Source organism: Kurthia sp. YJT4, from assembly GCF_030219945.1.
In the GTDB taxonomy this organism is placed as follows: Bacteria; Bacillota; Bacilli; order Bacillales_A; family Planococcaceae; genus Kurthia; species Kurthia gibsonii.
In genome coordinates this window covers 2,543,491-2,557,167 of record NZ_CP126689.1, presented here as the reverse complement: position 1 = coordinate 2,557,167, position 13,677 = coordinate 2,543,491, and the positions used below count along the sequence as shown (strand labels likewise).

15 protein-coding genes are annotated in these 13,677 nt (G+C 36.7%); all 15 read left to right on the top strand.

Annotated elements, in window-relative coordinates:
* Positions 1-7 precede the first annotated feature (7 nt).
* A complete protein-coding gene (locus QN089_RS12765) occupies positions 8-517 on the top strand; it encodes a YfiT family bacillithiol transferase (protein ID WP_068450827.1) in 510 nt (169 codons plus the stop codon).
* 52 nt (positions 518-569) lie between these two features.
* Complete coding sequence (locus QN089_RS12760) at positions 570-1,061, top strand: peptide-methionine (S)-S-oxide reductase (protein ID WP_121177596.1); 492 nt, start codon at positions 570-572, stop codon at positions 1,059-1,061.
* 127 nt (positions 1,062-1,188) lie between these two features.
* The gene (locus tag QN089_RS12755) at positions 1,189-1,644 is read left to right on the top strand and encodes a LytTR family DNA-binding domain-containing protein (protein ID WP_285215448.1); all 456 of its coding nucleotides are present in this window, start codon (positions 1,189-1,191) and stop codon (positions 1,642-1,644) included.
* A complete protein-coding gene (locus QN089_RS12750) occupies positions 1,641-2,057 on the top strand; it encodes a DUF3021 domain-containing protein (protein WP_285215447.1) in 417 nt (138 codons plus the stop codon). The genes QN089_RS12755 and QN089_RS12750 overlap by 4 nt, the downstream gene beginning before the upstream one ends.
* 65 nt (positions 2,058-2,122) lie before the next feature.
* Entirely contained in the window at positions 2,123-2,626 is a 504-nt protein-coding gene (locus tag QN089_RS12745; RefSeq protein WP_068450836.1) for a YehS family protein, read from the top strand.
* Between the two features lie 261 nt (positions 2,627-2,887).
* Complete coding sequence (locus QN089_RS12740; protein ID WP_285215446.1) at positions 2,888-3,394, top strand: hypothetical protein; 507 nt, start codon at positions 2,888-2,890, stop codon at positions 3,392-3,394.
* A gap of 253 nt (positions 3,395-3,647) precedes the next feature.
* Positions 3,648-3,797, top strand: coding sequence for a Fur-regulated basic protein FbpA (gene fbpA / locus QN089_RS12735; RefSeq protein WP_121177588.1), 150 nt, complete (start codon positions 3,648-3,650; stop codon positions 3,795-3,797).
* A 92-nt stretch (positions 3,798-3,889) separates the two neighbouring features.
* Entirely contained in the window at positions 3,890-5,716 is a 1,827-nt protein-coding gene (asnB, locus tag QN089_RS12730) for an asparagine synthase (glutamine-hydrolyzing) (RefSeq protein WP_285215445.1), read from the top strand.
* Between the two features lie 191 nt (positions 5,717-5,907).
* Entirely contained in the window at positions 5,908-6,729 is an 822-nt protein-coding gene (locus QN089_RS12725) for a C39 family peptidase (RefSeq protein ID WP_285215444.1), read from the top strand.
* Positions 6,730-6,793: 64 nt separating this feature from the next.
* Positions 6,794-7,966, top strand: coding sequence for a carboxylate--amine ligase (locus QN089_RS12720; RefSeq protein WP_068457215.1), 1,173 nt, complete (start codon positions 6,794-6,796; stop codon positions 7,964-7,966).
* Between the two features lie 3 nt (positions 7,967-7,969).
* Positions 7,970-8,674, top strand: a complete 705-nt coding sequence (gene cuyB, locus QN089_RS12715) for a cysteate racemase (protein WP_068450845.1) — start codon at positions 7,970-7,972, stop codon at positions 8,672-8,674.
* Between the two features lie 159 nt (positions 8,675-8,833).
* Positions 8,834-10,108, top strand: a complete 1,275-nt coding sequence (locus tag QN089_RS12710; protein ID WP_082701349.1) for a DEAD/DEAH box helicase — start codon at positions 8,834-8,836, stop codon at positions 10,106-10,108.
* Between the two features lie 22 nt (positions 10,109-10,130).
* Positions 10,131-11,360 (top strand): aminopeptidase, encoded by a 1,230-nt coding sequence (locus QN089_RS12705; protein WP_285215443.1) that lies wholly within the window; start codon positions 10,131-10,133, stop codon positions 11,358-11,360.
* Between the two features lie 209 nt (positions 11,361-11,569).
* Positions 11,570-12,247, top strand: a complete 678-nt coding sequence (locus tag QN089_RS12700) for a response regulator transcription factor (protein WP_285215442.1) — start codon at positions 11,570-11,572, stop codon at positions 12,245-12,247.
* Positions 12,231-13,643 carry a HAMP domain-containing sensor histidine kinase gene (locus tag QN089_RS12695; protein WP_121177573.1) on the top strand — a complete coding sequence of 471 codons (1,413 nt, stop codon included), beginning with the start codon at positions 12,231-12,233 and terminating at the stop codon, positions 13,641-13,643. The genes QN089_RS12700 and QN089_RS12695 overlap by 17 nt, the downstream gene beginning before the upstream one ends.
* Positions 13,644-13,677 lie beyond the last annotated feature (34 nt).

Here is a 13,677-nt window from a genome sequence, read left to right as displayed (position 1 = left end):
ATGGCACATGGATGTAAAATATCCAATTGGTCAATTACAAGTACCAGAAGAAGTAATGTTTGAAGATGTTCAAGGGTGGCTTGAACAAATCGACACATACACAGATCGTTTACGAAATATTGTAGACGGATTAAGTGATGAAGAACTTGAAAAAACGTATCGTGAGGGTGCATGGAATGTCCGTCAACTAGTTCATCACATTGCAGATTCACAATTAAATATGTATCAACGTCTAAAGTTGGCACTAACAGATGATTGTCCAACAGTTCCAGCCTTTTTAGAAGAAGAATGGGCGATTACACCAGATACAGAAGTACCTGTGGAATATTCGATTCGCATGCTAGAAGGAATTAATGGGCGTATTATCGCATTAGGTCAAACACTTACAGAAGATCAACTGAATCGTTCATTTATCCATGAACAAAATGGTGAGATTCTCGTCTCAACGAAGATGGCGAAGTTGGCATGGCATGAAGAACATCATTTAGCGCATATTCAAATCGCATTAGAAAAATAATTTAGTGGCTGGGACTTTTCTTAGCCTTTTTATATAGAGGAGTTGTGGTGAGATGGAAACAGTTTATGTAGCTGGTGGATGTCTATGGGGTGTCCAAGCTTTCTTTAAAACATTACCGGGTGTAGTTGAGACAGAAGCAGGGCGTGCAAATGGTACAAACTCGACATTAGAAGGTGCATATGACGGTTATGCAGAATGTGTACGTGTTACATTTGACGAACAGGTAGTGACAGTCACACAATTGATGGGATATTTATTCGAAGTGATTGATCCGTATAGCGTCAATAAACAAGGAATCGACGTTGGTGAAAAATACCGTACAGGATTATATAGTACAGAGGCGAAGCATTTAGAAGAAGCGAGAGCGTTCATTGATGCACGTTTGGACCATGCAAAAATCGCAGTAGAAGTGAAGCCACTGACGAATTATGTGCGCAGTGCAGAAGAACACCAAGACCGCCTTGCGCGTTGTCCAGATGACTACTGCCATATCCCGAAACATCTGTTAGAGAAATACGTTTTGAAAGAAGAATCTCCATTGTGAGGTTCTTTTTTTATACAACATAGTTGCAAAATATAGCTAGTTACGATTCGAAATTAACCTGTTAAAGTAAAAGATAAAGGAATCGATTCATCACATGGTATTGTTGAAATAGTAAGGGGGGGAAGTGGTGGTGAAGTTTGTGGTAACAATTGATGAAAAAAATGAAGATATAGAAGTGCATATCCATGCAGCTAATTATTCAGAAGAAGTAGAAAAGTTAGTAGAATCTTTAAAAACACCTAAGATGAAAATGATAGCAGGTTATAGAGAACAAGAAGTGCATATGTTGAAAATAGAAGATATTTTTTCTATTTTTACAGAGGGTGGAAAAGTCTATGTACAAACAGAGTTAGAAGATTATCAAGTTAAAAAGAAGTTATATGAGTTTGAAAGTCTACTATATAAAGAGTTTGTCAGAGTTAATAAATCTACTCTAGTCAATTTACAGTATATTCAATGTATACGCGTTGGTTTATTAGGAACTACAAATCTTTATTTAGAGAACGAAGTCTGTTACCCAATCAGTCGCAAATATTTACGTGAGTTAAAAGATCGGTTAGGTATTGGAGGGAATATGGTATGAGAATGATTCAAAATGGTTTGTTAGGTATGTTAATCGGCTTAAGTATTTCTTATTTTATGGTTGCTTTAAGTATTTCACAGATGGATGAAGCAATTGCAGGACACGAATTGTTTAATCAAATGATGGTCTCTGGAACTATGGGGGCAGTGATTGGTTTTGCTGCTACTATTTTTCAAGTTGAAAAAATTCCTCTTTTTTATCAATTCACGAGCCATTTTCTTTTTGTAATTTTATGTGTATCTATTAGTGGCTATTTTGCAGGATGGTACAATCCTTCAGAATTGAAAAGTTGGTTTGTATTAATTGGGAAAGTAGGCGCTATTTATTTAGTCACTTGGTTTTTTATTTATATGAGTACAAAAAGAAAAATTAATGAATTAAATGAACTAATCCAAAATCGTAAACAACACTAATGTCCATTCGCCTTTCTCGTCGTTCAATGTTAAACTATTGAAGTAAAGATTGTAGGAGGTTTAACATGACAAATAACGATATTTTAATTCGTCTACGTTATGCGTTAGATATTAAAAATACAGATGTAGTAGAGATGTTCCGTTTAGGCGGTATGAAGTACACAAAGGATGACATCTTAAATATGCTGAAAAAGGTGCAAGAAGATGAAGCACCACCAGCAGGTTATATTGAGGTAACGAATGACATGTTAGAAGCCTTTTTAAATGGCTTAATTACATTCAAACGTGGACCACAAAAGCCGAAGCCAGGTCAAGAAAAGCCAAAAGTAGAAGCAGTGAAAGATCATGCGAATAATATGCTAATTAAAAAAGTGAAAATCGCATTATCGATGACAAGTGAAGATGTACTCGACACACTATATGATGGTGGCGTAAGTGTATCAAAAGGTGAGTTAGGTGCGATTTTACGTAATCCAACACATCGTAACTATAAAGCTTGTGGCGACCGTTTCGCCCGTAACTTTTTACGTGGTTTGACAATGCAATACCGCGAAGATACAAAAGCATAAATGATGACACCAAAACGCAATTGTGTTTTGGTGTTTTTTTATCTATTTTCTATTCATGTTGTCGATATTATAAAAAAACAACTAGGAGCTACAACATGAAAAAATACATACTTATTCTACTTTTATTTTTAAGCTGCCTTACGTTCGCATTTGAAAAGAACGTAACAGCTAAAACAAACACCATTACTTTTTCGAATAAACAATGGCTATATTTATCACTATTATTCAACAGGAAAACTAGTAAAGAAAAGTACGCGTCTTGTGATAGGACATGGACAAGCGATTTCTAATTATAAAGGTTCAATTTATGTCGTTGCAGATATTTCAGGTAAGAAAAACTATCAAATGTACAAAATCGATGAAAAAACATTGCGTGTGAAGCAGTCATGGATACTGCCATCTAATATTCACCCGAACGTACTCTACATGCATAATGAACGCGAAGCTTCTGTCGTATCGAAAGTAACAGAGGGTTATCATATCAATCGTATTACATTAACAGGTAAGCAAGCTGTACTGGATACGAAGAAAAGAATCGTTGTAAAAGGATTAGTTGGAACAACAGTTAAAAAACCAGTTCAAGGCTTTACGTATGAAAAAGGGCTTTATTATATTTTGTCAGATGGTCAATATGGTGTGGTTGATGCGAAAGGTAATCTAAAACGAGTAGCACTGCAGACAAAACGAGAACCAGAAGGAATTGGCTTTGTGAATGGGAAAATGGTGATGGCATTTAATAATCTGAATGAACTATTCAAACAAAAATAAAATGCGTCAAATCAATTGGTAGAAAATGATGAGAAATGGTTGTGTGAAAGGGAACTTAGGCATAAAATGAGAACGTACGATATTTCGCCTTTTTTCTTCTGAAAAATCATGATTTATGCAACTTCTTTCGTTTTTTGAGGTCCTATTAGCGTAGAAACCGAACAAGTGGTAGAACCTCAATGACTTTAATCGTTTGAAAAAACGATGAGAGGGTATGGATTGTGTAGCATTGAAGAAGAAGGAGTACGATCGTATGACACAACAAGACCGACAAAAACAGACATTAAAAGATGATGTAATCGATCAACTAATGGCGATTGGCGTATATAAAATCAAAGACTTACAACTATATCAAGTTCCATTACATATCCTTGTTCAGGAGTATAGAAAACACGTAAGTTAATTGAAAAAAAGCGAGAAGAATACAAGAAAAAATGTTAAAATGAAGAGATTGAAATAGGACATTGATTGTAATAGATAGGAGAATATAAATATATGTGTGGATTTACAGGATTCGTAGGCGAAGTAGCAAACCCAGATGTGGTTTTAGAAAATATGATGAACCAAATTATTCATCGTGGTCCAGACTCAGCAGGGGCTTATACAGATGGTGAGGCGGCACTTGGTTTCCGTCGTTTAAGTATTATTGACGTAGAGCATGGTAGCCAACCAATTTACAACGAAGATCGTTCACTTGTATTGATTTTCAACGGTGAAATTTACAATTTTGAATCAATTCGTGAAGACTTAATTGCAAAAGGACATACATTTACAACACATACAGATAGTGAAGTATTAATTCATGGTTATGAAGAATACGGTACAAAATTAGTACAAAAACTACGTGGTATGTTTGCGTTCGTTATTTGGGATAAAAATAACAAAAAATTATTTGCGGCACGTGATATGTTTGGTATTAAACCACTTTATTATGCGCAAATGAACGGTACATTAATGTTTGGTTCAGAAATCAAAAGTTTCTTACCACACCCTCATTTCGAAAAAGCATTAAATGAAAAAGCGTTAAAACCATACTTAACATTCCAATTCCCTGTATTAAACGAAACATTCTTTAAAGGCGTATTCAAAATGCCAGCAGCTCATTATATGACATATGAGAACGGTAAAGTTGAAATTACGCGTTACTGGGAACCAAAATTCAATCCAGAAGAGCGTCCACTAGATGAAATCGTAAGCGAAATTGATGATACAGTACGTGAATCAATTAAGGCACACGAATTCTCAGATAAGACCGTAAAAGTAGGTTCATTCCTATCTTCAGGCGTAGACTCTAGTTATGTAGCATCTGTTTTAAAACCAGATAAAACATTCTCAGTCGGTTTCGCAGCGAAAAAATTCTCAGAAGTAGATAACGCAAAAGCATTATCAGATGAATTAGGCATTGAAAACGTAAGTGAAGTATTAGATCCAGAAGAATGCTTCAATAAAATTGGTGATATTCAGTACATGATGGATGAACCACATTCAAACCCATCAATCGTACCGCTTTATTTCTTAGCAGAACTAGCGCGTAAACATGTGACAGTTGTTCTTTCAGGTGAGGGGGCAGATGAATTATTCGGTGGTTACGAAGAATATGATGATTCACCAACGATGCGTAAATATAAAAAAGTACCAAGATTCATCCGTAAACCAATTGGTAAAGTAGCAGAAGCATTACCAGAAGTACGCGGTAAACACTTCTTAATGAAGGGTGGCTTACCTGTTGAAAAAACATTCATCGGACAAGCACACATTTTTGAAGAAGATGAATCAGCAGCAATCTTAAAACCAGAATTCTTAGATGCGCCAACAGTTGAAGAAATCGTTATGCCTGTTTATCGTAAAAATCCAAACGAAGATGATTTAACGAAAAAACAATTACTAGACTTAAATTTATGGTTAGTAGATGACATTCTATTAAAAGCAGATAAAATGTCAATGGCACATTCAATTGAGCTACGTGTACCATTCTTAGACCGCGAAATTATGCGTGTCGCTTCAAAAGTACCTGCACGTTACCGTATCAATGAAGAAAATACAAAATATGCATTCCGTAAAGCATCTGAACGTGCGTTACCACAAGAGTGGGCAAAACGTAAAAAGATTGGTTTCCCAGTGCCAATTCGTCTATGGATGCAAGAGGAAAAATACTATAACCAAATTAAAGCAACATTCGAATCAGATACAGCAGCGAAATTCTTCGATCAAAAAGCGATTGTACAATTGTTAACAGATCATTATGAAGGAAAAGCGAAAAACCAACGTAAAATTTGGTCAATCTATGTATTCCTTGTATGGTATAACCAATATTTCGGATAATCTGATTGAGGGAGCTAATGACATTGTTTAAGAGAAGTAAAGTCAGTTTGTCTTTGCTCCTCTTTTGCATTTTATTACTTAGTGCATTATTAGGTGGATGTACGAGCATTTTTCCTGCAAAAGATGAGCAATCAGAAAAAGCGATTAAAATATTGATTGTGGAGTTCGGAAGCGGGACGCCTATCCCTAATATGAAAGTGAACATTCGTGACGCGAATACGAATGAGTTGGTTATGGAAAAAACAGCAGATGCCAATGGAGAAGTGGATATCTATGGTTTACAAGACGGTAAGAAGTATCTCTTTACACCGTCTTCTATTTATGAGAGTGAGAGCGAAGGGATTGCTCAACTTGTCAAAGTAGAAGAATCAACAAGTTATATTCGTTTAGAAACGTACTATGTACGTAATCACAAAGGAGCCAATGTACCTGTTGTTTTGCAAAAGCCTGTTTTTCCACATGGTTGTGAAATTACAGCATTAACAGCAGTTCTACAATTTTACGGAGCCAATGTGACAAAAGAAGTCATGGAGAAAAAATATTTACCAAAAGAGCCACTTGTACGAGCAAATGGTGTTTGGATTGGTCCTGATCCAGCGAAGAAATATGCTGGTAACCCTGCAAGCGAAACAGACGGTATGTATGCTTTTGCGCCTGTAATTGAAAAAGCAGCACAAAATTACATCAAGCAAACAAAAAAAGTATTAAAAGTTCGCAACATGACAGGTGCTTCAAAAGAACAAATTTTAAATAAAGTAAACAAAGGAATTCCGGTCATTACATGGGTGACACTTGATTTAACACCGCCGCAGATGAAGCAAGGGTGGACGATTAAAGGAACGGATCATCCCATCGAAATGTATCGTAATTTACATGTTGTTGTCGTGACAGGCTATCAAGATGGAAAAGTTATTGTAATGGATCCATTAAAAGGATACGTCGTCCATAATGAAGAAGACTTTTTTAAAAGTTTTAAAGAGATGAAATCACAAGCAATCGTGCTTGAAAAATAAAGATAAGGCAGATGATGAACAATTGGCAGAGCAATCATTTTTACCCATTTTAATAGGTTCCGACATGAATGCCTATGGAATGGCACGTGCTTTTTACGAAGCATATGGAATTAAATCCGTCGTTATTGGACGCGCACATTTAACACCAACACAAAATAGTCGTATTTTAGACTTCTACGAAGAACCAAAGCTAAAAGAAGACTTTTTAGCGATTATGCAACGTACTGCGAAGAAATTTGCAGGGCAAAATTTATTATTAATGGGTTGCGGTGATGATTATGTAAAACTCATTATTAAAAATAAAGATGAGCTTGTAAAAGACTTTACGGTGCCATACATTAATGAAGAATTAATGGATCAAATTCTCTTAAAAGAGAATTTCTACGAGATGTGTGAAAAGTATAATTTCAGTTATCCGAAGACAGATATCGTAACGGCTGAAAACTATGAGAACTTCTCACCAGATATTCAATATCCAATCATTTTAAAAGCATCGAATTCAGTGGAATACTGGGCTTGTTCATTCCCAGGTAAGAAAAAAGTATTCGTTGCACAAGATGAAGCTGAAAAAACTGCGATTTTAAAAGCAATCTATTCATCGTCTTACCAAGATGCGATGATTGTACAAGAATTCATTCCTGGTGACGACTCATATATGCGTGTATTAAATGCGTATATTGGAACAGATGGTAAAGCGAAATTAATGTGTTTAGGTAATCCAATTCTTGAGGAACACTCACCTGAAGGAATCGGTAGTTACGCAGCAATTATTACAACATATGACAAAGAGTTAATGGACCAAGTGAAGTTCTTCCTAGAAGATATCGGTTTTGAAGGTATTGCCAACTTCGATATGAAATATGATTACCGCGATGGTAAATATAAATTATTCGAAATTAACTTACGAAATGGTCGCTCAAGTTACTATGTGACAGCAGCTGGCTATAACTTAATGCAATATGTAGCAGATGACTACATGCTTGGTAAAAAACAAGATTTAGTCTATGCAGATAATGAGCATTTATGGACGGTTATTCCGAACGGTGTATTATTCAAATATGCACAAAACCCAGAGTTGAAAGCAAAAGCACGTCAACTCATTAAAGAAGGTAAAGTAACGAATTCATTATTCTATAAAGAAGATATGAATGTAACACGCTACGCAAAACTGACATTAAACAGTCTGAACTATTACCGCAAATATAAAAAATACTTTAATAAGAAGGGCTTGTCTTAATCTATGACTAAGAAAACATTAGGTATTATTGGTGGTGTAGGTCCATTAGCAACGATGTTGTTAGGGGAGATGATTGTCCGAAGAACGAAAGCTTCGACAGACCAAGAGCATATGCATTGTATCATTGATAATGATACGAGAATACCTGATCGTACAGCTTATATTTTAGATCATACAAAACCCAACCCTCTTCCTGTCATGGTACAAGATGCGGGGAAATTAGTCGGAATGGGTGTAGATGTAATCTGCATTCCTTGTAATACAGCACATTATTTTTATGACGATTTAGCAAAAGACACAGCCGTACCGATTTTGCATATGATTCGTGAAACTGCACAAAAAGTGAAAAATCTCGGTGCAAAAAAAGTAGGTGTTCTTGGAACAAAAGGAACACTTTCAACGAATTTATATCAAAATGCTTTACGCGAACAAGGGATTGAGCCAATCGTTCCAGATGATGCGTTACAAGATGTATTAATGGAAATTATTTATGAGTATATAAAGGCTGGGCGCAGCATTTCGAGAGAGATGTGGCAGCGTATTGAAGATGCAATGTTTGCAGAGGGCTGTGACTATATTGTATTAGGATGCACTGAATTATCCATTGTCAATCGTGATTTTGCATTGGACCAAGATTCACGTTACGTGGATGCGATGGTAACATTAGCAGATCGTGCGATTGAAGTATGTGGATATGAACATGTATAAATAAGCATCAGAGAGAGGGAGGAATCACAGCATGTATGTGGTTTCTCCTTCTTCTTGCAACTTGAATTCATGGAAACGTAGGAATTTTGTATAAAACAGATGCTCACATAGCGACAATTTATGTTTTAATTAAAGAAGATGAAAGAAGGTGGCGTTAAAATGACTTTTTTAACACAATTAAATGAAGATTTACAAGCAAAATGGAAATTTGAAAAAACAATGCCGATTCAAGATGAGATGATTCCAGCGATGTTAGCTGGACATGACGTAATTGCTGAATCGCCAACAGGAACAGGGAAAACATTAGCGTATGTCTTGCCAATCCTTCAACAAGTAGATGGTACAAAGAAAAATACACAGGCGTTAATCGTTGCACCGTCACAAGAACTTTGTATGCAAATTACAGATGTTATTCGTGACTGGACGGCTGGAACACCGATTACAGTTGTACCGTTAATTGGTGGTGCAAATACAGCGCGCCAAATCGAAAAGTTGAAGAAAAAACCAACAATTGCAGTGGGAACCCCAGGGCGACTAAACGAATTAGTACGTGCGAAAAAATTAAAATTACATGAACTGCGTTACATCGTATTAGATGAAGGTGACCAATTACTTGGACGTGAATCACGTGTGATTGTGAAATCATTCATTGATGGCGCAAATCATGACCGTCAAGTGGCTCTTGTATCAGCTACAATTACAGATGAGATTGAATTAGTAGGCGAACGTCTAATGTCTGAACCGAAGCGTTTTAAAGTACGTCCAGAAGACATTCCAGACCAAGGGAAAGTCATTCATTCATATATGAAAGTAAGCGTACGTGAAAAAACAGAATTACTACGTAAACTATCTCATATTGAAGGGTTACGTGGTCTTGCATTTGTGAATAACTTAGACCAATTACTAATGAAAGAAACAAAGTTACAATATTTAAATGCACCGATTGCTGTACTGCATGCAGAGATGAAAAAAGAAGAGCGTAAACAGGCGCTTGAAGCATTCCGTAAAGGAAAAATCCGTATTCTAATTGCAACAGATGTTGCAGCACGTGGTTTAGATATTATGGGCTTATCACATGTGATTCATGTGGATGTGCCACATAACCGTGAACAATATTTACACCGTTCAGGCCGTACAGGTCGTGCAGGTAAGAGTGGTGAAGTTTTAACACTTCTTACTTCATTCGAAGAAAAAGAATATAAACAATATACACGTGAACTAGAAGACCGTCCGACTGAACGTATTTTAAAAGGTGGACAGCTGATGGATGGTAAGGGTGAATATCCACATGCTTCACGTAAACCAGAAGAATTACGTCGTAAACAACAGAACCGTCGTGGTGGTAATGGTGGCAATCGTGATTCCAAACAAGCAAATGGTTCAAAAAAACCGTATAATCAAGGTGGAAGAAAATTTTCAAGCAAGAAAAAATAAGTAAATAAAGGGGTATGATGAGATGAGTTTTGAAGAAAAATTAGCGCAATTTGCAGAATTAGCTGTAAAAGTAGGCGCAAACGTTCAAAAGGGGCAAACACTTTTAATTAATACTTCAACAGATACAGTTGAGTTTACACGTATGGTTGTGAAAAAAGCGTATGAAGCAGGGGCAGCACGTGTAACTGTTAATTTTTCAGATGAAGTAATTGATCGCGCATTATTTGATTATGCGCCTGAAGAAGAATTTGAAAAATATCCACGCTGGATTGCAGAACAACGCGATGAATTAATCGAGCGTAAAGGTGCATTACTGTGGATTGATGCAGCTGATCCAGACTTATTAACAGGTGTTCCTGTGAATAAATTATCAACACATCAAAAAGCAGCAGGTAAGGCACTTGAAAACTATCGTGATGCTGTAATGAACGACAAAATTGCATGGTCAATTATCGCCATTCCTTCAAAAGCTTGGGCGAAAAAAGTATTCCCTCACTTACCAGAAGAAGAGCAAGTCCCAGCACTTTGGGAGGCCATCTTCAAAACAGTTCGAATTGGTGAAGGTGATGCAGTACTAAATTGGGAAGAACATCTGATTAAATTACATGCACGTGCAGATTTATTAAATGCCAAACGCTATACAAAATTACACTATACAGCACCAGGAACAGATTTATGGATTGAATTACCTGAAAAACATATTTGGCAAACTGGTTCAAGTCGTACACCAGAAAAAACAGAATTTGTAGCGAATATGCCAACAGAAGAAGTCTATACACTACCTTCTAAGTATGGTGTGAATGGCTATGTATCGAATACAAAACCACTTGTATATCAAGGAAATATTATTGATAAATTTACACTGGCATTTGAAGATGGTGTCATTGTCAAAGCAGAAGCAGAGATTGGACAAGACTTATTACAAGAGATGATTTCTTCAGATGAAGGTTCAAAATATCTTGGTGAAGTAGCACTTGTACCGCATGAATCACCTATTTCTGCATCGAATATTTTATATTACAATACATTATTCGATGAGAATGCTTCAAATCATTTAGCTGTTGGTGCAGCATATCCAACATGCTATGAAGGTGGAAGCGAATTATCTGAGGCTGAACTAGACGCACATGGTATTAACTCATCGATTACACACGAAGATTTCATGATTGGTAGCGGTGAGATGGATATTGATGGTATTTTGGCAGATGGTACAGTTGAACCAATCTTCCGTAAAGGAAATTGGGCATTTTAAATAAATAGAAACAATAGTTTAGGTTATAGGTGTAAAAACACCATTTGATATGAGTATAAGAAAAACTGGAACCGTGTTGTGGCGCGGTTCCAGTTTTTCGTTGCGCACTCTAAAAAGAAAAGCGAAATGTTTTATCTATTCGTAGACATCTAGTTGACGTATAAACAGGGTAAAATAAGCATACGTGAATAAATGAGGAGCGAATGAACATGAAAGTATTAATTGTTGAAGATGACCAAGCCATTAGCCAAGTGTTAAAGGTTTATTTACGTAAAGCAGGTTTTGAAACAGAACAAGTCTTTACAGGTAGTGAAGCTTTTTTTATATTTGAACGTTTTCAACCAGACCTTGTATTACTTGATGTGATGTTACCAGGAAAAGATGGTTGGACAATTTTAAAAGAAATTCGTGAGCAGTCACAAACACCTGTGATTATGTTGACTGCACTTGGTGACACACATTTTAAATTAGATGGTTTAAATGGTGGCGCAGATGACTACATTGCCAAGCCTTTTGAAGCAGAGGAAGTGGTAGCGCGGATTAAAGCCGTGTTAAGACGCGTGAATCAACCACAACATGCAGTGAAGCAGTTTGGAGCTTTACAAATTGATTCAACAGCGCATCAAGTTCACCTGCATGGAGAAGAAGTGACACTCACGCCACGTGACTTATCCGTACTATTATTTTTAGCAGAACATCCAAATCAAACATTCACACGTGATCAATTATTAGAGCATGTGTGGGGCTGGAACTACGATGGAAGTGACAGAGCAGTTGACTTATCTATTAAAAGACTGCGTAAAGCGTTACAAGCGTGGGCAGCTGATGAGGGTGAAATCCGTACACTGCGAGGATTGGGGTATCAACTACGTGTTCAAAAATCGTAAACGCATCTCACTACAAACGTATTGGATGACGCGTTATTTACTCGTATTACTCATTGGCTTAGCGATTGTGGCATTTATTTCAGCCATGTGGATTCGTCATACGAATGTATCGTATCGCATGGATACAATGGAAGTACTAGCAGAACAAATAACAAACCAATTAACAGATGTAGAGAATCCAACAAATGATGTGCCGAATCGTTTTATTGGCGATCCTGAGAAGTTCCCAAGACAAGATATAAAACCAAAAGTCTATATAACAAATACAGACGGGGATGTACTAAATGAACGTGCTATGGGACCAAAAATTACCAAAATTCCAAAAGAGGTACTAACTTCTTCAGATGAAAAACAGACACTAAAAGACTTAGATGGTATATCGCAAACCTACTATATGGTGAAGAAAAAAGTAGAAATGGATGAGAAGCATGTAGGCTGGGTTGTTGTTATGGAAGATGAAAAAATGATGACGCGCTCGAATCAAGCATATGGTCAACTAGCACTAATGATTGGAGCACTTGCACTCATTGGACTTGGAGCTATCTATTATTTAACTTCTCGATTAGTTCGTCCAATTCGGGAGGTAGCTGTAGCAGCCAAGCAAATTCAAGAAGGGAATTATGCTATCTCTCTGCCAGATCATCCAAAGGAACGAGAAGTATATGAACTTGTCACATCATTTACTGAGATGGCGAATCGTCTTGAACAACTTGAAGCGATGCGTACAGAGCTTTTAGCAGGTGTAACGCATGAATTAAAAACGCCTGTAACAGCAATTGACGGCTTACTTCAAGCATTAAAAGACGGTGTTGTGACTGGAGAGGAAGCACGTGAATTTGTACAGATGGCAATGGTCGAAACGAAGAAAATGAAAACGATGGTAGGTGACTTACTTGCTTTTAACTCGTTTGCAGTCAATGCCATCCCACTTAAATTTGAAACAAAAGAAATCAATTCGTATGTAGAAAATACAATGAAACAATGGCAAACTACACAAGAGTTTGAAGAAGTTCAGATTACATTAGATGAACATGTAGAACCAATTCACCTCTCAATTGATCCTATACGTTTCCAACAGATTTGTACGAATTTATGGACGAATGCAGCACAAGCAATGCATGAACAAGGTCAGATTCATATTCGTCTACAAGCAGATAAAGAAAAAGTGCGTATTTTTGTTCAAGACGAGGGAAGTGGTATTCCAAAAGAAGAACAACCATTTATTTTTGACCGCTTTTATCGAGGGGAAAATAAAAAATATGCAATTCGTGGATTAGGGTTGGGATTACCACTTAGTAAAATGATGGCTCAGTCGATGCAAGGTGACTTACGTTTAGTGCATAGCGATGAACAAGGTACGTGTTTTGTGATTGAACTGAAAAGAAATGAAGCATGACATCTCGTTGACACATTCCTTCTTTATAGTGAAG